This is a genomic window from Xenorhabdus ishibashii, from assembly GCF_002632755.1.
Taxonomy (GTDB): Bacteria; Pseudomonadota; Gammaproteobacteria; order Enterobacterales; family Enterobacteriaceae; genus Xenorhabdus; species Xenorhabdus ishibashii.
This window is the reverse complement of the sequence record NZ_NJAK01000001.1, coordinates 91,450-113,735: the sequence shown is the minus strand read 5'-3', so window position 1 is coordinate 113,735 and position 22,286 is coordinate 91,450. Positions and strand designations below refer to the sequence as shown.

The window sequence follows — 22,286 nt, the reverse complement described above, 5'->3', positions numbered from 1 at the left end:
TGTGATATTATTCGCAAAATTAATGTAAGTATACTCAAGTTGGAGTATATCCCTCAGTTTTATTGGATGGGAAATAATCAGATCTTTTTTTAAACTAACAATAACCCGTATTTTATTTTTACTAAATTATCTAAATAATAATAACAATAAATAATTATCCTGTATAAAATAATTACAATGTGATAGTTTTTTAATTACCGAAAAAGGTGAGCTATCTTCTTCCACAGCGATGAAAGAGTTTGCCACTAAATATGGTTCATCACACTTCAAAGTGAGTGTTTTGCCAGAATACTCCCATCTGGATTGTAGGTGGAAATTATAGCTATCTCGACTTGAACTAATTATTTCCGCTCAATATGCCTTTGCATTGCTTTGGCATGATAAGAGATATGATCTTCAATAAAGCTGGCGATAAAGTAGTAGCTATGATCATATTCTGGCCGAAGATTGATAGTTACTGGATAACCGGTTTCATCGCAAATATCTTGCAATAAATGAGGGCGTAACTGTTCATCTAAAAAGTCATCATTGAGACCCTGATCAATCAAAATAGGAAGCTGTTCTTGCGCATTTTTGATCAGTTCTACAGTGTCATATTGTTTCCAATCTGATGTATTTTCGCCAAGATAGGCTGAAAATGCTTTTATTCCCCACGGAACCTGGCCAGGAGCCACAATAGGTGAGAATGCCGATACACTGCAATAACGTCCTGGATTTTTCAATGCAATGGTCATTGCACCATGGCCTCCCATTGAGTGTCCACTGATTGCCCGTATATTCGTTACCGCAAAGTGTGTTTCAATCAGGTCGGGAAGTTCTGAAACAACATAATCATACATACGATAGTGTGAAGCCCAAGGGTGTTCTGATGCATTGAGATAAAAGCCAGCACCTTTTCCAAGATCATAGGCGGGATCGTCAGCGACATCATCACCTCGTGGGCTGGTATCTGGAACAACAATGACGATACCCTGTTTAGCTGCATAACGTTGAACACCTGATTTTGTGATGAAATTTTGCTCGGTACAGGTCAAGCCAGAAAGCCAGTAAAGGACGGGTAATCTTCTGTCTTTAACCTGAGGGGGTAAGAAAATGGCAAAACGCATCTCGCAATCCAAAACTGTTGATTCATGTTGATAGACATCCTGCCATCCACCAAAACAAGCGTGATGTTCGATTCTTTCCATTACTTCCTCTCTAAAGTCATTTGTTGCAGTGATTATTTTATTACTTGTCAGATACCGTGTTGGAGTGCAACACGGTTTTCTGTCTACGATCCCGATTTAATCAGTAGTAAATGACTGTTCGGATCGATTTACCTTCATGCATTAGTTCGAAAGCTTCATTAATATTTTCCAGAGGCATCGTATGGCTAACGAAAGGTGCAAGTTCGATTTCACCTTTCATGGCTTTTTCCACCATGCTCGGTAACTGGCTGCGTCCTTTTACGCCGCCGAAAGCTGTGCCTTTCCATGTCCGGCCGGTAATAAGTTGGAATGGCCGAGTGGAAATTTCTTGTCCAGCGCCCGCTACACCGATGATGACTGATTGCCCCCATCCTCGGTGCGCACTTTCCAGAGCGGCGCGCATGACATTGACATTACCAATACATTCGAAAGTATGATCAACACCCCATTTTGTCATCTCCAGAATGACCTGTTGGATAGGTTTGTCGTAGTCATTGGGATTGAGGCAATCTGTGGCACCAAATTGTCTGGCAAGATCAAATTTAGCTGGATTGGTATCAATGGCAATAATGCGTCCCGCTTTTGCCTGACGGGCACCCTGAACAACAGCCAGACCAATCCCACCGAGTCCGAAAACGGCAACAGAATCTCCCGACTGCACTTTGGCGGTATTGTGTACGGCACCGATACCAGTAGTCACACCACAGCCTAATAGGCAAACTTGTTCATGATTTGCAGTTGGATTTATTTTTGCCACGGATACTTCTGCTACGACAGTGTATTCACTGAATGTGGAACATCCCATGTAATGATAGACAGGTTGTCCATTGTAAGAAAATCGAGTTGTACCATCTGGCATGAGGCCCTTACCTTGCGTTTCACGGACTGCGATACAAAGGTTAGTTTTCCCAGACTGACAGAACTCACATTTGCCACATTCCGCCGCATATAATGGAATGACATGGTCACCTGGTTTTACACTTGTGACACCTTCACCAACTTCGACAACGACACCGGCTCCTTCATGCCCCAGAATAACAGGGAATACCCCTTCAGGATCGCTGCCTGAAAGGGTAAAGGCATCCGTATGACAGACACCTGTGTGGCTGATTTTTATCATTACTTCGCCCGCTTTTGGTGGAGCAACGTCAATTTCGATAATTTCGAGTGGTTTGTTTGGCCCAAAGGCAACGGCAGCACGTGATTTCATATAACCCCTCTTTATTTGTTGAACAGAATATTTTAATACTTCTATTTGTCCGGGTATTATCCGTATAATTTGATTTTATTTTTGAGCTATGACCAATCTTATTGTATTTAAAAAATATTATTTTGGAACATTAAGGGTCGTGTATTCAGGTATTGTTCTTCTATCTACAATACCCCTTTTTGCGAGATAACTTACATGGCTACAGTGGAAGTAAAAGTTTGAAGGCGATCAATGCGTTGAATACATGATCGAGTTTTTTCAGAAGATTTTTAAGCGTTTTTTTGTTCTGCCTTCCAAATTTGTGAGCAATCATACGCTTTAACCGAGGCGTCCAGGCGTATCATCACCAACGTTGCCATTTAATTTCTCTGAAAAAGGGGGTATACCCCATTATCAACGGGGTGAATACGTTACCGGAATTAAAATATTAATACGGTCGTAAAAAATACATATTTAAGTGAGGTAATTATGAAAAAAATTATTTTGATTGCAATCGCAATACTTACATTCAACCTAAGTCAATTTGCATTTGCGAATTCTAATCCTAATCCTTACTCACCCAAAGAAGATTGCTGTCAAATGAAAGCTGAAGATGACTGTATTCTATCATGGAATCCTTTTTGTGAAAGGAGCAAATACAACGCCTGTATGAGTGATCCAAGCCAGTGTATATATGCTACCACTCAGAAGTGATCCGTTTTTAAAATTATATTTGAGGATTTACACCTCCGTCGAGTCTAAGAAACGCCAATCTATTCCAAGACAAGTGCTCTGTAAAGCACCACGTTACCCTTATAAAAATACCGCTCGTACTTAAGCGAGCGGTATTACTTTGCGGACTCATTAGTCGCTTCATCGTGATTCAGATTGTCAGGAAAATACCGCATAGTTTGCCTCTTTAGGGTCACTAATCATATCGGTCATATTTTTCCCTCACATAAGGTTCAGTAGCTTTATTTATCAATAAGGAACATGCAAATTCTGCCATAGGTTGGTTACCCATTGCCCGACATAGGGTGCGGATAACATGGTCATATGATTGCCGGGCACAACCAGCGTATTGAGTTCAGCTACGTGAAGGCGCCACTGGGTTTCACGCCTCCTCCTTTCATCCTTATCACCTTCCTCTGCGTTAATCAGATGCATAAGCCCTTCATAACGGGTACGAGGTATATAGCCCGTGTTCAGATTAGCCTGCATAACGCGAACAATGCCTTGCAACATTGATATTGGTGTTTTTGCCGGAAAAAGACCGACTTTAACCAAAGCACTATGCAAATGCTGAATTTGTTCATCCGGCGCCAGATCATCAAAATCTTGTCTGGCGAGCGGAAGAGGCTGGTTTAATATCATATTGTAGATATCAATTAACTCCATTATTGTCTCAACACGGTTGACCGACTTGAGGGCATTTCCTTGCTGATCAGGCTCATCGGTATCGATAAGAATAAGACTGGAGACCCGTTCCCCTTCAGCTTGCAATTGCAAGGCTATTTCAAAGGCAATCCAACCCCCAAAGGAGTGACCGAGCAGGTGATAAGGGCCATGAGGTTGGATTTGCCGGATATGCTGGATATAGGCACGGGCAGCCCCTTCAACACTGCTGTAAGGAAAATGATGCTCAATCGTGAACCCACGTGCCTGTAAAACATATATTGGAAGTTGCTGTGGGAACGATAGGGACAGTTCGAGCAAACTGGATGGGCTGGCACCGGCACCAGGCAGGCAAAATAGCGGCGATACTGATGGAGACCCCTGCTGAATAATAACTAGTGGGTCGAAAGCAGGAATATCCCGTAAATTTTCAGTGATTGAATCCACAATTTGGTTTAGCAAAGGGGGATGCATGATGGAGAAATGTGTCCCGCCGATAGGGTGGAGCACCGAATCATGACCGACAATATCATGCCAGCCGTGCCAATTATCGCCGTTGACTGACTCTTCTGCAGTATAGATGTGGACAGGTAAGGCGGATTTTTGCGCGATGTACCCTTGACCAAGCTGTGAAATTATCTCGGCGGTATAGATACGCAGGAAAATATCTTCGCGCGTGATACCTGCCGGCAACCACTGGTGTTCAATAGAGTGATCAAGTACCTGCTCCACGTTACTGAGGTTGTGAAGTTCCGCCAACGCTTTCTCATCGTCAATAATCCCTTGGTCATGCAGTGCGCTAATGAGCAATTCCATTTGTCTTGCTTTCTTGTTTACAGATTGGTCGGTAGTTGTTGAGAAGTCACCACTCTCTTTATAGGCATAATAATAGGAATCGATCATACCGAGAAACTCAATTGTCTCACCGTCACTTATTAACTGCTGGGCTATCTCATAGGCAATCAAGCCACCAATCGACCATCCCATCAGACGATAAGGCCCTTGTGGTTGGATACGGCGGATGGCCTGAATATGGCAAGTGGCCAGCTCTTCAATCGACACCGGAGGACGCTCCAGTGTATGGATGCCGAGCGCCTGCAAGGCATAGACCGGAAGTTCAGGTGGCAACAGGGTAACCAAAGGAGAATACACCAGTGGATCACCGGAAGTTTCGTGAACCAAGAACAAAGGTAGCGAAGTGCCGGTCGGATTGAGTGGTACAGGATTTGCCTCAAAGGGAGATACTGGCATGACGAAGTGCTCCTTAACAGCCTGAGCCAGATCACATAAGGTTGGATGGGCGAACAAGGTAGTGAGTGAAATCTCCATGTTTTGTTCGCGCATGCGATTCAACAACTGTACAGAGAGCAGCGAGTGCCCGCCAAGCTCAAAGAAATGATCATGGCGACTGATCCTTTCCAACCCCAGTAAATTTTGCCAGATCTGAGCCAGCGCGTTTTCTGTCTCCCCGATGGGAGATTCATAGCCACGCGCCACGAAAGCGGACAAATCGGGGGCAGGCAGAGCCTGACGGTCGAGTTTGCCGTTAGGGGTGAGCGGGAAAGTGTCCAGAGTGACAAAGGCACTGGGCACCATATAGTCCGCAAGATGCTGCGCCAGTTGCTGGCGCAGTTCCGCGGGCACCAATTCAGCACCTGTCTCTGGTCGCAGATAGGCGATCAGCCGTTTCTGACCCGGCTTGTCTTCGCGGGCAATGACTACCGCTTCACATACGCCGTCACATTGGGTGAGTCTGGACTCGATTTCTCCCAGTTCGATACGGAAACCGCGCAGCTTGACCTGAAAATCATTGCGGCCGAGGTATTCGATATTGCCATCGGGCAGCCAGCGCCCCAGATCACCGGTTTTGTACATACGGGCATGAGGTGTGGTTGAGAACGGGTTGGGAACAAAGCGTTCCGCTGTCAACTCAGGGCGATTGAGATAGCCTCGAGCTACACCGGTGCCCCCAATATAAATCTCACCGACAACGCCAAGAGGCAGTAACTGGCCTTGTGTATCCAGAATATAGATCTGAGTATTAGCTATCGGTTGACCAATGCTGGGTTGTGACAAGGATAAACCAATCGGACAGAGCGTGGCATCTACCGTACATTCTGTTGGTCCGTAAACGTTGATAAAGCGGGTGGTTTCTATGTCTTGCAGTCTGGACCACATGGAAAGGGGGATAGTGTCACCACCAATCAGCACCAATTTGGGTTGATAACCTGCCCGTGTTCCCAATCCAGCCTCTAACAGCCATTGTAATTGCACTGGCGTGCAGTCGAACATCTCCACAAGGTGGTGGGCAAAATAGCGCCAGAGTTGTTGACTATCGGCACGGATCTGTTCAGGCACGATAATCAATGTGTGACCTGAAAGTAACTGGAGCCAGATTTTCACTGAGGCATCGAACACAATACTGGCATTCATGGCTATGCGATACGGCGAGTTGAGGGCGAGTTCTGCATTCAATCCAGTATGCAGATTGATGACATTCCTGTGTGTCACCATCACCCCTTTGGGCTGTCCGGTAGAACCGGAAGTGTAAATCACATAGGCCAGATGGTGTGGCGTTAGTCCCAGCGCTTGCGCATCGGGATTGTTTTCCGCTTCTTCATCAAAGATAGAGGGTAATTGAGTATCAAGTAATAGGCTGGGTAGATTGCTATCCAGCATCTCAACAAATGCAGACTGGGTAAGCAGGGCTACTGGTGCTGCATCGTCTATCATGTAAGCCAGTCGTTCAGCCGGATAAGCTGGGTCCAGTGGCACATAGGCTCCGCCGGCTTTGAGGATAGCCAGCAGTCCCACCATCATTTCCAGACTACGTTCAACACAGAGAGCCACACGATCATCAGGACGTACTCCCATGGCGATTAGCTGATGCGCCAGACGATTGGCACGGCAATTCAGTTCACGGAAGCTGAAAGACAGATCTTCGAAGATTACGGCTGTGGCTTCAGGCGTGCGGGCTGCTTGTTGCTCAAACAATTCATGGATCAGGCTGTTCTGTGGAAAGTCAATTTCGGTGGTGTTGAATTCGGCCAGTAGCTGTTGGCATTCAGTGGCAGGCAGAATTGACAGCGCCAAAACAGACTGCTGGGGTTCGTTCATCAGGGCTTCGGTCAGGCCGCTGATAGTTGCGACCAAATAATCCGCTATTCGGGCAGGATCAATTGTCGCGACGGCTTTGACTGATATGCTGAAATCTTCCCCAAGGTCATCCACTGAAAGGGTCAACGGGTAATTAGTTCTCTCCTCAGAAAACAACGGGCGTATGCCATCCCAGACAGTATCATTTGTGTTTGGCCGGCTATGGCGGTAATTGAGCAGGGTACTAAACAGCGGTATCGGTTGTTCTACGCCACTGCACCGCTGTGCCAGCGCTAACGGCGCCTGCTCATGCTCCAGCAAGGCGGTCAGATTGTGATAGGTTTCCTGCACAATTTCGTTCACCGTGCGCCCGTTCAGAGAGATACGCAGGGGCAGGGTATTGATAAACATCCCCAGTATTTGATTGGCACCCGCACCGCCTTGCAAGCGACCCAATAATACCGAGCCAAATACCACATCATCGCGGCCACTGGTCTTAGCCAATACCTGCGCCCAGCCTACATGGAACAGGATACTGGGGCTGACTCCCAGCCGGCGTGCCTGAGAGCGAATGGCTTTCGCCAGAGTGGCGTCAATTGGAAGACGATGTTCGGCGATAGCACGATTATCGCTGGGTACGCTGAGTATCCCAAAGGGCGCGGTGGGTTCATCAATATCCGCCAGTTGGGCGCGGAAATAGGCTTCATGCTCTGCTGCGGGCACACTTAATGTCTGGGCAATAAAGTTGCGGTAGGGCAGCATCGTGGGCAGTGTTTTTGTCTTGCCCTGAAGTATCTGGGCAATTTCCGCCAAAATCAGCTCCAGTGTCATATGGTCACTGACCAAATGATGGAAACGCAAAGCCAGCAGCCACTCATTCTGTACCGGATCATGGGCGATATCGGCGGCAAAGAGGGGGGCATGATTCAAATTAATACGGTGCTGATGCGGATCGGTATAAGCCTGTAACTGTGCCGGAATAGCGTCCATTGTGGCAGGGGTGAACTCACGGACACTCAGCGGAGCCTGACGCCAGACCACTTGAACCGGTTTTTCCAGTCCTTGCCAGAAGACGGAGGTGCGCAGAATGTCATGGCGGTTAATCACCTGTTGCAGGGCATCTAAAAAGCTATCGAGGCGGTTGCGGGAATCGAAAGCAAGCAGGCTCTGCAATAGATAGGTATCCCCCTGTGTCTGTAACAGATGGTGGAACAAGATCCCTTCCTGCAACGGGGCGAGGGGGTAGATATCCTGAACATTACTCGCGCCGCCAGTGATCTGCCCAACGATGGTATTAATTTCGCTTTGGGAGAGCGAAACCAACGACAGCATCTCGGGGGTGATAGCCGTGCAACCTGCGGGAATAAGGTTGGGGGGCACGATAAAGGTGCTGGCTTCATGCTGGATAGCCAGCGCCATATCGGTGAGGACAGGTGAGGCGAATACACTACGAACCTCGATTTGCCAGCCCAAATGACGTAATTCTTCGACCAGACTGATAATCATCAGTGAATGACCGCCGAGTTCAAAGAAATGATCGTGACGACCAACTTGTTCCAGTCCTAGCAAATCTTGCCAAATCTGTGCCAGTGCGATTTCGGTCTCCCCGACGGGGGCTTCATAGCCGCGAGTGACAATCGCCGATAAATCGGGAGCCGGTAGCGCCTGACGGTCAAGTTTACCATTCGGGGTCAGCGGGAAAGCCTCTAAGGTCACAAAGGCACTGGGCAGCATATAATCAGCCAGATGCTGAGCCAGTTGTTGGCGCAGTTCCGCAGGTATCAATTCAACCCCTTCCTCTGGTCGCAAATAAGCGATTAACTGTTTCTGCCCCGTCTCATCTTCGCGTGCAATCACTACCGCCTCACGCACGCCGTCACATTGGGTGAGTCTGGACTCGATTTCCCCCAGTTCGATACGGAAGCCGCGCAGCTTGACCTGAAAGTCATTGCGGCCGAGGTAGTCGAGATGACCATCGGGCAGCCAGCGGCCGAGGTCGCCGGTTCTGTACATACGGGCGTCTGGCTCCGACGAGAATGGATCGGCGAGGAAGCGCTCCGCGGTGAGTTCGGGGCGGTTCAGATAACCGCGGGCTACGCCGGCGCCGGCAATATAAATTTCCCCTGCCACACCACGAGGGACGGGCTGGCCGTGTGCATCCAGAATATAAATTCGGGTATTGGCAATCGGGCGCCCAATCGGGGGCGGATTATCTGCTGAACTGCCATCGGAAGAGGCACATGAATAAAGTGTGGCACAGACCGTGATTTCCGTTGGTCCATAAGCATTGAGCATCTGGCGCCCTGATGACCAGCGTTTGACCAGAGTTGGTGGACACGCTTCCCCCCCACCAGCAAGGTTTGCAGGGTATCGGGCAGGGAATCCATCGCAGCCAACGCGGTCGGTGACAAGAGAACGTGGCTGATGGCCTGATCTGCTAAGTAACCGGACAGGATAGCGCCGGGCAATAGGCTGGCACGTTGGGCGAGACAGAGGCGGGCACCCGCCATTAAGGCCATGCAACATTCCCAAATACTGGCATCGAAGCTATTTGAGGCGAACTGCAAGACGCGACTGTCAGCGGTAAGTGACAGGGTAGGTTGCTGGGTGGCTATCAGGTTGCACAGGCTTTGATGTTCGATCATCACCCCTTTGGGTTGCCCCGTTGAACCGGAAGTATAAATCACATAGGCCAGATGGCGTGATGCTAACCCCAAAGCGTGAGGCTCTGGATTGCCAGTCGGTTGTGTTGTCAGGCGCGGTTCGGGGTTATCCAGTAAGACCGTGGGCAAGGCATTAAACTGAGTGAGCCACTCTGATTTGGCTAATTTCGTCTGGGTCAGTAAAGCCACAGGAGCCGCATCTTCCAGCATATAGACCAACCGTTCGGCCGGATAAGTGGGATCAAGCGGCACATAAGCCCCGCCAGCTTTGAGGATAGCCAGTAAGCCGATCACCATCTCCGGACTGCGCTCGGCACAGAGGGCGACCCGATCATCCGGCCGCACCCCCAACGTAATCAGATAATGCGCCAACTGGTTGGCACGGTGGTTTAATTCACCATAGCTGAGCGTTTGTGCCTCAAAGACAACGGCGATGGCTTCGGGATGCTGCGCGGCCTGTGCCTCAAACAGTTGGTGGATAAGCGCCTCTTGCGGGAAATCGGCTTGAGTAGCATTGAAATCCACCAGCAGTTGTTGGCATTCGGATGCCGGTAATAGCGGCAACGTGGTAATAAGCTGAGTTTCATCCGCCGTCATGGCGGTCAGCACATTGGTTAAGTAACCGACCATCCGTTCAATGGTCGTGGTGTCGAATAAATCGGTAGCATATTCCAAATCACCTAGCAGACCGTCTTCGGTTTCGATCAATGACAAGGTTAAATCAAAGTGAGCGCTGGGATACATCTGTTCAACAGGTGTGCATTGGATTTCGGGTAACACTATCGTCTGGGTTGGGGTGTTGTTTAAGGTCAGCATTACTTGAAAAATTGGACTATAGCTTAGATTGCGTTCGGGCTGGAGCGCTTCCACCACCTGCTCAAAGGGTAAATCCTGATGAGCATAGGCGGCGAGTGCCCGTTCCCGCACCTGAGCCAGCAAATCGGCCACACAAAAATCATCATGGAAAGTGACACGCAGAGCCAGCGTATTGACGAAGAAACCGATTAGTCCTTCAAGCTCATGGTGCGGGCGGTTAGCGATTGGGGTGCCGATAACAATATCATCCTGCCCACTGAGCCGAGCCAGCACGAGACTCCAGGCACTGAGTACCGTCATAAACAAAGTCGTGTTATGGCGCTGTCCAAGCTCTTTCAGTGCAGCTAATAGATCCACATCGATGCGTACAGAAACTCGGTCACCAACAAAGGTTTGTACCGCGGGGCGTGGCCGATCCGTGGGCAGGGTGAGCAAGGCCGGCGCGCCTGCAAGCTGAGTGCACCAAAAATCGTGTTGTGCAGCGAGAGTAGCCTCTTGCAACCATTCACGCTGCCAGACGGCATAATCGGCGTATTGAATCGGTAGTGGTGGTAAAGGATTGTCTTGACCATCAAGGATGGCACGATAAAGAACACTGATTTCATGGATCAGCACACCGATAGACCAACCATCAGAGATAATATGATGTTGCGTAAGTAGTAAGATATGCTCTTCGTCTGCCAGTTGCAGTAGTTGACCGCGGATCAGCGGCCCTTGGGCAAAATCGAAGGGCACCTGTGCTTCAAGATTAGCGAGTTCGGTAACACGTTGGGTATGTAAGGCCGGATCTAACTGGCGCAAGTCTTGATAGGTTAGAGCAAAGCCAATGTCAGCCGGATCGATGTGCTGACAAGGTTGGCCTGAGACCAGCACAACGCGGGTGCGTAAGCTTTCATGTCGAGTGACCAAATGGTCGAGTGCACGAGTTAAGGCATGGCGATTAAGCCGGCCAGTCAGACGTAACGCCACAGGGATATGATAAGCCAGACTGGCCGCCGGATCGAGTTGACCCAGGAACCATAAACGTTGTTGGGCAAAGGACAGGGGCAATGGTTGGTTGCGCTCAGCTAAAGGGATCGTTACCTGAGTGATTGTTGAAGTGTTAGTGAGTGTTTGAGCTAACTGTGTCAAAACAGGTTGTTCAAAGAGTTGTTGTAACGGCAACTCCCGAGCTAATAGTTGACGAACTCGTGCGGTCAGTTGGACGGCAAGCAGGGAATGTCCCCCCAATTCAAAGAAATGATCGTGACGACCAACTTGTTCCAGTCCTAGCAAATCTTGCCAAATCTGTGCCAGAGCGATTTCGGTTTCCCCGACGGGGGCTTCATAGCCGCGAGTGACAATCGCCGATAAATCGGGAGCCGGTAGCGCCTGACGGTCAAGTTTACCATTCGGGGTGAGCGGGAAAGCCTCTAAGGTCACAAAGGCACTGGGCAGCATATAGTCAGCCAGATGCTGCGCCAGTTGTTGGCGCAAATCAGCGGGCACCAATTCAACCCCTTCCTCTGGTCGCAGATAAGCGATTAACTGTTTCTGCCCCGTCTCATCTTCGCGTGCAATCACTACCGCCTCACGCACGCCGTCACATTGGGAGAGTCTGGACTCGATTTCCCCCAGTTCGATACGGAAGCCGCGCAGCTTGACCTGAAAATCATTGCGCCCCAGATATTCAATATTGCCATCGGGCAGCCAGCGGCCGAGGTCGCCGGTTTTGTACATGCGGGCGTCTGGCTCCGACGAGAATGGATCGGCGAGGAAGCGCTCCGCGGTGAGTTCGGGGCGGTTCAGATAACCGCGGGCTACGCCGGCGCCGGCAATATAAATTTCCCCTGCCACACCACGAGGGACGGGCTGACCGTGTGCATCCAGAATATAAATTCGGGTATTGGCAATCGGGCGGCCAATCGGGGGCGGATTATCTGCTGAACTGCCATCGGAAGAGGCACATGAATAAAGTGTGGCACAGACCGTGATTTCCGTTGGCCCATAGGCATTGAGCATCTGCCGCCCTGATGACCAGCGTTTGACCAGAGTTGGCGGACACGCTTCCCCCCCCACCAGCAAGGTTTGCAGGGTATCGGGCAGGGAATCCATCGCAGCCAATGCGGTCGGTGACAAGAGAACGTGGCTGATGGCCTGATCTGCTAAGTAACCGGACAGGATAGCGCCGGGCAATAGGCTGGCACGTTGGGCGAGACAGAGGCGGGCACCTGCCATTAAGGCCATGCAACATTCCCAAATACTGGCATCGAAGCTATTTGAGGCGAACTGCAAGACGCGACTGTCAGCGGTAAGTGACAGGGTAGGTTGCTGGGTGGCTATCAGGTTGCACAGGCTTTGATGTTCGATCATCACCCCTTTGGGTTGCCCCGTTGAACCGGAAGTATAAATCACATAGGCCAAATGGCGTGATGCTAACCCCAAAGTGTGAGGCTCTGGATTGCCAGTCGGTTGTGTTGTCAGGCACGGTTCGGGGTTATCCAGTAAGAGCGTGGGCAAGGCATTAAACTGAGTGAGCCACTCTGATTTGGCTAATTCCGCCTGGGTCAGTAAAGCCACAGGTGCCGCATCTTCCAGCATATAGACCAACCGTTCGGCCGGATAAGCGGGATCAAGCGGCACATAAGCCCCGCCAGCTTTGAGGATAGCCAGTAAGCCGATCACCATCTCCGGACTGCGCTCGGCACAGAGGGCGACCCGATCATCCGGCCGCACCCCTAACGTAATCAGATAATGCGCCAACTGGTTGGCACGGTGGTTTAATTCACCATAGCTGAGCGTTTGCGCCTCAAAGACAACGGCGATGGCTTCGGGATGCTGCGCGGCCTGTGCCTCAAACAGTTGGTGGATAAGCGCCTCTTGCGGGAAATCGGCTTGAGTAGCATTGAAATCCACCAGCAGTTGTTGGCGTTCTGATGCCGGTAAGACGGGGATATCTCGGATCGCTTGTTGCGGATTATGCACTAAGGCATCCACTAAACCACTGATGGCCGTCGCCAGATAGGCGTTGATTTGTTCTGGCACAATATCGGTGACGGTCAGAGCTGTTAATTGGAAACCGTCCCCTAAATCATCCACTGACAAGGTAATGGGATAGTTAGTGTGTTCCTCTGCGGTCAAAATACGTATACCCGCCCAGATGGTATCAACCACTTCGGTTTCACCCGATGGGCCATGACGATAATTGAATAAGGTGCTGAACAGTGGCATGGGTTGCTCCACGCCGCTACACCGCTGTGCCAGCACTAACGGCGCCTGCTCATGCTCCAGTAAGGTAGTCAGATTATGATAGGTTTCCTGCACGGTTTCTTGTACCGTGCGCCCGCTTAGAGAGATACGCAGAGGCAGGGTGTTGATAAACATCCCCAATGTTTGGCCGGCACCCGCACCGCCTTGCAGGCGACCCAGTAGCACGGAGCCAAACACTACATCATCGCGGCCACAGGTGTGTGCCAGCACTTGTGCCCAGGCAACATGGAACAGGACACTAGGGCTGACACCTAAACGACGCGCCTGAATGCGGATATCTTTTGCCAGATCGGGAGTGATAGTGAGATGTGCTTTAGTAACAAGGTCGTTGTCAGTTTGTACATCAAGTACCCCAAACGGCGCCGTGGGTTCGTCAATATCCGCCAGTCGGGCGCGGAAATAAGCTTCATGCTCGGCGGTTGGTGTATTTAAGGTTTGAGCGATAAAGTTGCGATAAGGCAATACCGCCGGCAATTTCTCCGTATTTGCCTGCAAGATAAGTGCAATTTCCGCAAAAATCAGCTCCAGAGTCATATGGTCACTGACCAGATGATGGAAGCGCAATGCCAGTAACCATTCATTTTGTGCCGGATCATGGGTGATATCAGCAGCAAACAGCGGGGCGTGGTTCAGATCGATACGGTGCCGGCGTGGATCCGTGTGAGCCAGTAATTGCGCCGGAATATCGTCCATTGTGGCAGGGGTAAATTCACGGATTGTGAGCGGTGCCTGACGCCAGACCACCTGAACTGGCTGTTCCAGTCCCTGCCAATAAATGGCGGTGCGCAGGATGTCATGGCGGTTGATGATCTGTTGCAGTGCATCCAAAAAGCTATCGAGACGATCACGGGTAGCGAAAGCGAGCAAACTTCGTAGCAGATAATTATCCCCCTGTGTCTGTAACAGATGATGGAACAGGATGCCCTCCTGCAAGGGAGACAGGGGATAGATATCCTGTATATGACGTGCACCGCCTGGGATTTGCTCAACGATAGTATTAATTTCGCTTTGGGAGAGCGAAACCAACGGTAGCATATCAGGAGTGATGGCTGTGCAATCTTCGGGAATACGGTTGGGGGGCACGACAAAGGTGCTGACCTCATGCTGGATAGCCAGAGCCATATCGGTGAGGATTGGTGAGGCGAATACACTGCGAACTTCGAGCTGCCAGCCCAGTTGACGCAGCTCTTCGACCAGACTGACAATCATCAGCGAATGGCCACCGAGCTCAAAGAAGTGGTCATGGCGACCGACCTGTTTCAGGCTCAAGAGTTTTTGCCAAATTTGTGCCAGGGCGATTTCGGTCTCCCCGACGGGGGCTTCATAGCGGCGCGCCACGACTGCCGATAAATCAGGAGCAGGCAGAGCCTGACGGTCGAGTTTGCCGTTAGGGGTGAGCGGGAAAGAGGCTAAGATCACAAAGGCACTGGGCACCATATAGTCAGCGAGGTGCTGAGTGAGTTGCTGACGCAAATCAGCGGGCACTAATTCAACCCCTTCTTCTGGTCGCAAATAGGCCACCAGCCGTTTCTGACCGGAGTCATCTTCGCGAGCCAGTACCACCGCCTCACGCACGCCGTCGCATTGGGTGAGTCTGGACTCGATTTCTCCCAGTTCGATGCGGAAGCCGCGCAGCTTGACCTGAAAATCATTGCGGCCGAGGTATTCGATATTGCCATCGGGCAGCCAGCGGCCGAGGTCGCCGGTTTTGTACATGCGGGCATGAGGTGTGATTGAGAATGGATCGGGAACAAAGCGTTCCGCTGTCAACTCAGGGCGATTGAGATAGCCACGGGCAACACCCACCCCCCCGATATAAATTTCACCCGCCACACCAATTGGAACGATTTCCCCGCGGGTATCGAGAATATAGATTTGGATATTAGAAATAGGATGCCCAATCGGTACTTGTCCGGTATGGCGATCTGGAACACATTTCCAGGCGGTCACATCAATAGCCGCTTCCGTTGGTCCATATAAATTATGCAGTTCACTGTGAGGTAAGTGAGACAGACAGTGTTGTTGCAAGGCATAGGGCAGCGCTTCCCCGCTACATAAAATTTGGCGCAGAGAAAGACAACGTCCGGCCGGAATGTAATGAAGGAAAATTTGCAACATAGAAGGCACAAAATGGATCGTTGTAATATGGCGGTTTTCTATTTCTTCCAATAAATAGTGCGGTTCTTTGTGCCCGCCAGGGCGAGCCATGACTAATTGTGCTCCAAACATCAGGGGAAGGAAAAACTCCCAAACGGAAACATCAAAACTAAATGGCGTTTTTTGTAAGACGCGATCTTGCGGAGTTAATTGATAAGCCTCCTGTGCCCAGAGTAAACGATTAACCACACCGCGATGCTCATTCATCACCCCTTTGGGTAATCCCGTTGAACCAGAAGTGTAGAGGACATAGGCCAAATGGCGTGATGTCAGCCCCAAAGCCTGAGTATCTGGATTGTCAGTCGATTGTGTTGCCAGGAATTGTGTTGCCAGGAATGGCTCAGGGCTATTAAGGATGTTATCCAGTAAGATCACAGGTAAGGTGCTGTCAAGTTTATCGTGTAACGTGGCCTGAGTCAGTAAAACCACAGGGGCAGCATCTTCAAGCATATATGCCAACCGATCGGTTGGGTAGGCTGGGTCGAGAGGGACATAAGCGCCACCGGCCTTGAGGATGGCGAGTAATCCGACCACCATTTCCAGACTGCGTTCGACACAAATCGCTACCCGATCATCAGGATGTACACCCAGTTCAATCAAGTAGTGAGCCAGACGATTAGCATAGCGGTTCAACTCCTCATAGCTGAGAGATTGATCGTCACACACTACTGCTATTGCGCTGGGCGTTGTTGCAGCCTGTTCTTCGACTAATTGGTGGATTAGTGCTTCTTGTGGGAAATCGGTTTGAGTCGCGTTGAAATTTGTTAGCACTTGTTGCCGCTCTGCCGCCGGTAAGATGGGAATATCGCGGAGCCTTTGCTGTGGATTGTGAACCAGAGCATCGATCAAACTACTTATAGCAGTGGCCAGATAGGCGGTGATCCGTTCTGGTGCGATTTCCGTGACAGTCTGGGCGGTCAGTTGGAAGCCGTCCCCTAAATCATCCACTGACAGGGTAATGGGATAGTTAGTGTTTTCCTCTGAGGTCAAAGTACGTATGCCTGTCCAGATGGTTTCAACCGCTTCGGTTTTGTCCGATGGGCTATGACGATAATTGAGCAGGGTACTAAACAGCGGCATGGGTTGCTCCACGCCACTGCACCGCTGTGCCAGCACTAACGGCGCCTGCTCATGCTCCAGCAAGGCGGTCAGATTGTGATAGGTTTCCTGCACAATTTTGCTCACCGTGCGCCCGTTCAGAGAGATACGCAGGGGCAGGGTATTGATAAACATCCCCAGTATTTGATTGGCACCCGCACCGCCTTGCAAGCGACCCAATAATACCGAGCCAAATACCACATCATCGCGGCCACTGGTCTTAGCCAATACCTGCGCCCAGCCTACATGGAACAGGATACTGGGGCTGACTCCCAGCCGGCGTGCCTGAGAGCGAATGGCTTTCGCCAGAGTGGCGTCAATTGGAAGACGATGTTCGGCGATAGCACGATTATCGCTGGGTACGCTGAGTATCCCAAAGGGCGCGGTGGGTTCATCAATATCCGCCAGTTGGGCGCGGAAATAGGCTTCATGCTCTGCTGCGGGCACACTTAATGTCTGGGCAATAAAGTTGCGGTAAGGCAGCATCGTGGGCAGTGTTTTTGTCTTGCCCTGAAGTATCCGGGCAATTTCCGCCAAAATCAGCTCCAGTGTCATATGGTCACTGACCAAATGATGGAAACGCAAAGCCAGCAGCCACTCATTCTGTACCGGATCATGGGCGATATCGGCGGCAAAGAGGGGGGCATGATTCAAATTAATACGGTGCTGGCGCGGATCGGTATAAGCCTGTAACTGTGCCGGAATAGCGTCCATTGTGGCAGGGGTGAACTCACGGACACTCAGCGGAGCCTGACGCCAGACCACTTGAACCGGTTTTTCCAGTCCTTGCCAGAAGATGGAGGTGCGCAGAATGTCATGGCGGTTAATCACCTGTTGCAGGGCATCTAAAAAGCTATCGAGGCGGTTGCGGGAATCGAAAGCAAGCAGGCTCTGCAATAGATAGGTATCCCCCTGTGTCTGTAACAGATGGTGGAACAAGATCCCTTCCTGCAACGGGGCGAGGGGGTAGATATCCTGAACATTATTCGCGCCGCCAGTGATCTGCCCAACGATGGTATTAATTTCGCTTTGGGAGAGCGAAACCAACGACAGCATCTCGGGGGTGATAGCCGTGCAACCTGCGGGAATAAGGTTGGGGGGTACGATAAAGGTACTGGCTTCATGCTGGATAGCCAGCGCCATATCGGTGAGAACAGGTGAGGCGAATACACTACGAACTTCGAGCTGCCAACCCAGATGGCGCAGCTCTTCGATCAGACTGACAATCATCAACGAATGGCCACCGAGTTCAAAGAAATGATCGTGACGACCAACTTGTTCCAGTCCTAGCAAATCTTGCCAAATCTGCGCCAGTGCGATTTCGGTTTCCCCGACGGGGGCTTCATAGCTGCGCACCACGACTGCCGATAAATCGGGAGCCGGTAGCGCCTGCCGGTCAAGCTTGCCATTCGGGGTCAGAGGGAAAGCCTCTAAGGTCACAAAGGCACTGGGCAGCATATAATCAGCCAGATGCTGCGCCAGTTGCTGGCGCAAATCAGTGGGCACCAATTCAACCCCTTCCTCTGGTCGCAGATAAGCGATCAACTGTTTCTGACCAGATCCATCTTCGCGTGCAATCACTACCGCCTCACGCACGCCGTCACATTGGGTGAGTCTGGACTCGATTTCCCCCAGCTCGATACGGAAGCCGCGCAGCTTGACCTGAAAATCATTGCGCCCCAGATATTCGATATTGCCATCGGGTAACCAGCGGCCGAGGTCGCCGGTTCTGTACATACGGGCGTCTGGCTCCGACGAGAACGGATTGACAAGGAAGCGTTCAGCGGTAAGTTCTGGGCGATTTAAATAACCACGAGCTACGCCGTCCCCCGCGATATGGATTTCACCCGTTACACCGACAGGAACAGGTTGACCATGCGTATCCAGAATATAAATCTGGGTATTGGCAATCGGCCGGCCGACAGGAATAGAGTGGGTGACATCAACGGGGGATGTAATCGCATAGGTAGTGGCAAATGTTGTGGTTTCCGTTGGACCATACCCATTTATCAGGTGAGCGGGCTGGGACACCGCCAACTGCACTTGTTGTATCTTACTTGGGTCAAGGACATCCCCGCCGACAAGCAGGTAACGTAATTGTCCAAACAGGGGGATGAGATTATCCAGATATTCGTTAAATAAGCCGGCTGTTAACCAAAGTGCCGTGACTTGTCCTTTTATCAGTACATGACAGAAACGCACCGGTTCGAGCAGCACCGATTGTGGCACCACTTGCAGGCGTGCCCCATTGAGCAGGGCAGACCAGATTTCCCAGGTTGAGGCATCAAACGCGACATTGGCACAATGAGCCACACAGTCACTCTGGGCAATATCAGCAAACCCGCTATTAATGATAAGACGAAGGACATTACGGTGCTCGACCATCACCCCTTTGGGCTGTCCCGTCGAGCCGGATGTGTAAATGATATAGGCCAGATGGTGTGATGTCAGTCCTAAGGTGTGGGCTTGTGGATTGTGAGCCGGCTGTGTCGCCAGTGACATTTCCAGAGTATCAAGCATGATGACAGGCACCGTTGCAGGTACAGTGCCGTGCAGTTTATCGGACTGGGTGGTTTGGGTCAGTAGTACCACCGGCGCGGCATCATCGAGCATAAAAGCCAACCGCTCGGCAGGATAGGCCGGATCGAGCGGGACATAAGCGCCTCCGGCCTTAAGGATAGCCAGCAAGCCTACGATAGTATCCAGACTGCGCTCAGTGCAAATCGCCACCCGATCATCCGGCCGTACTCCCAAAGCAATCAGATAATGCGCCAACTGATTAGCACGGTGGTTTAATTCACCATAGCTCAGTGTCTGGTCTTCACAGACGACAGCCAGGGTATCGGGATGTTGTGCGGCTTGTGCCTCAAACAGTTGGTGGATCAATGCTTCTTGCGGGAAATCAGCGTGCGTGGCATTGAAATCCACCAGCAGTTGTTGGCGTTCGGATGCCGGCAATAGCGGCAACGTGGTAATAAGCTGAGTTTCATCCGCCGCCATGGCGGTCAGCACATTGGTTAAGTAACCGACCATCCGTTCAATGGTCGTGGTGTCGAATAAATCGGTGGCATATTCCAGCTCACCGGCCAGCCCGGCCTCGGTTTCACTCAGTGATAACGTTAAATCAAAATGTGCACTACACAGTTCCTGAGGTATCGTCGCCAGTTGCAAACCCGGTAGGATCAATTCTTGGGCAGGTGTGTTGTTTAAGGCCAGCATTACCTGAAAGATGGGATTGTAGCTTAAACTACGTTCAGGCTGGAGTGCTTCCACCACCTGCTCAAAAGGCAGATCTTGATGAGCATAGGCGGCGAGTGCCTGTCCCCGCACCTGAGCCAGCAAATCGGCCACACAAAAATCATCATGGAAAGTGACACGCAGAGCCAGGGTATTGACGAAGAAACCGATTAATCCTTCAAGTTCATGGTGCGGGCGGTTAGCAACAGGCGTGCCGATAACAATATCATCCTGCCCACTGAGCCGAGCCAGTACAAGACTCCAGGCACTGAGTACCGTCATAAATAACGAAGTGTGATGGCGCTGCCCCAATTTTTTCAGTGCCACCAATAAATCCGCATTAATATGCACAGGCACTCGGTTGCCCACATAGGTTTGTACTTTGGGGCGTGGCCGATCTGTGGGCAGGGTGAGTAAGGCCGGTGCGTCTGCAAGCTGGGCGCACCAGAAATCCCGTTGTTCAGTGAAGGCAGCACTTTGTTGCTGCTCCTGCTGCCAGATAGCATAATCCACATACTGAATCGGCAGGGGAGGCAAAAGATCATCATGACCATCCAGAGCCGCACGATAAAAGGTGCCCAGTTCTTGCACCAAAACACCGACAGACCAGCCGTCAGTGATAATGTGATGCAGGGTCAGCAACAGCACATGCTCTTCGTCCGTCAACTGCAACAATTGGCCACGGATCAGTGGACCCTGGGAAAAATCGAAGGGCGCCTGTGCTTCGAGATCAATGAGCTCGGCAACACGTTGGGTATGTAAGGCCGGATCGAGCGGGCGCAGGTCATGGTAAGACAGGGCAAAACCGATGTCAGCCGGATCGATATGCTGGCAGGGCTGGCCTTCGTTCAGGACAAAGCGGGTACGCAGACTTTCATGGCGTGCTATCAGGCGGTCAAGTGAGATTTTCAGGGCGTGGTGGTCGAGCTGACCCGTGAGACGTAATGTCACAGGCAGGTGATAAGCCTGACTGGCCGCCGGATCGAGCTGACTGATAAACCACAGCCGTTGTTGGGCAAAAGAGAGTGGCAAAGACTGATGTCTATCAGCGGGTTTGATAAATAATTGCGGTTGATCCCCACGGGCTTTCAGTTGTTCTTCAATTCTTTTTTCCAGTACCGCACGTTTCAAGTCATCAATACTCATATTAATCTTTGTCATTATTTACTGCCTCCGCGGGGCACTTCCCCGCCTAAAATTGCCATCAGTTCTTCTGCCGACAGAGAGTTAAGATCGTCTTGGATAGATGCCAGTTCGTTTTCCCCGACCACATTCATTTGGGCGGAAAAAATGACGTTGGCCTGCACCGCCAATGTGGGCGATGTGAATAATTCAGTCAGGGGGATATTGACCCGAAATTGTTCTTGTATGCGTGTGATCAGTCTGACGACCATTAGCGAGTGGCCGCCGAGTTCAAAGAAGGTGTCGTGGCGACTGATACGCTCCAGCCCTAACAGCTCTTGCCAGATTTGTGCCAACGCGGTTTCTATCCGGCCTTGAGGGGGTTCATAACCCTGAGTGACAACGGCAGATGAATCCGGTGCAGGCAGAGCCTGCCGGTCAAGTTTGCCGTTGGGGGTCAGCGGGAAAGCCTCTAAGGTCACAAAGGCACTGGGCAGCATATAGTCCGTGAGGTATTGGGTGAGTTGCTGACGCAGTTCCGCGGGTATCAATTCAACCCCTTCCTCTGGTTGCAGGTAGGCTACCAGCCGTTTCTGCCCCGGCTCATCTTCGCGTGCAATCACTACCGCCTCACGCACGCCGTCACATTGGGTGAGTCTGGACTCGATTTCCCCCAGTTCGATACGGAAGCCGCGCAGCTTGACCTGAAAATCATTGCGCCCCAGATATTCAATATTGCCATCGGGCAGCCAGCGGCCGAGGTCGCCGGTTTTGTACATGCGGGCGTCTGGCTCCGACGAGAATGGATCGGCGAGGAAGCGCTCCGCGGTGAGTTCGGGGCGGTTCAGATAACCGCGGGCTACGCCGGCGCCGGCAATATAAATTTCCCCTGCCACACCACGAGGGACGGGCTGGCCGTGTGCATCCAGAATATAAATTCGGGTATTGGCAATCGGGCGACCAATCGGGGGCGGATTATCTGCTGAACTGCCATCGGAAGAGGCACATGAATAAAGTGTGGCACAGACCGTGATTTCCGTTGGCCCATAGGCATTGAGCATCTGCCGCCCTGATGAC

Annotated in this window: 4 protein-coding genes and 3 pseudogenes; all 7 read right to left on the bottom strand. The window is 51.1% G+C overall.

Annotated features, from left to right (window positions below; all coding sequences use genetic code 11):
• Positions 1–341: 341 nt before the first annotated feature.
• A complete protein-coding gene (fghA, locus tag Xish_RS00475) occupies positions 342–1,187 on the bottom strand; it encodes an S-formylglutathione hydrolase (protein WP_099116236.1) in 846 nt (281 codons plus the stop codon).
• Between the two features lie 100 nt (positions 1,188–1,287).
• The gene (locus Xish_RS00470; protein WP_099116235.1) at positions 1,288–2,397 is read right to left on the bottom strand and encodes an S-(hydroxymethyl)glutathione dehydrogenase/class III alcohol dehydrogenase; all 1,110 of its coding nucleotides are present in this window, start codon (positions 2,395–2,397) and stop codon (positions 1,288–1,290) included.
• Positions 2,398–3,357: 960 nt separating this feature from the next.
• Positions 3,358–9,162 (bottom strand): amino acid adenylation domain-containing protein, encoded by a 5,805-nt coding sequence (locus tag Xish_RS19280; protein WP_425274968.1) that lies wholly within the window; start codon positions 9,160–9,162, stop codon positions 3,358–3,360.
• A 143-nt stretch (positions 9,163–9,305) separates the two neighbouring features.
• Positions 9,306–11,582: pseudogene (locus Xish_RS19455) on the bottom strand (condensation domain-containing protein); the annotation flags it as partial.
• A gap of 189 nt (positions 11,583–11,771) precedes the next feature.
• Positions 11,772–16,406: pseudogene (locus Xish_RS19450) on the bottom strand (amino acid adenylation domain-containing protein); the annotation flags it as partial.
• 174 nt (positions 16,407–16,580) lie between these two features.
• Positions 16,581–21,233, bottom strand: a pseudogene (locus tag Xish_RS19445) (non-ribosomal peptide synthetase); the annotation flags it as partial.
• A 14-nt stretch (positions 21,234–21,247) separates the two neighbouring features.
• Entirely contained in the window at positions 21,248–22,270 is a 1,023-nt protein-coding gene (locus tag Xish_RS19245; protein WP_341865748.1) for a non-ribosomal peptide synthetase, read from the bottom strand.
• Between the last annotated feature and the right edge of the window lie 16 nt (positions 22,271–22,286).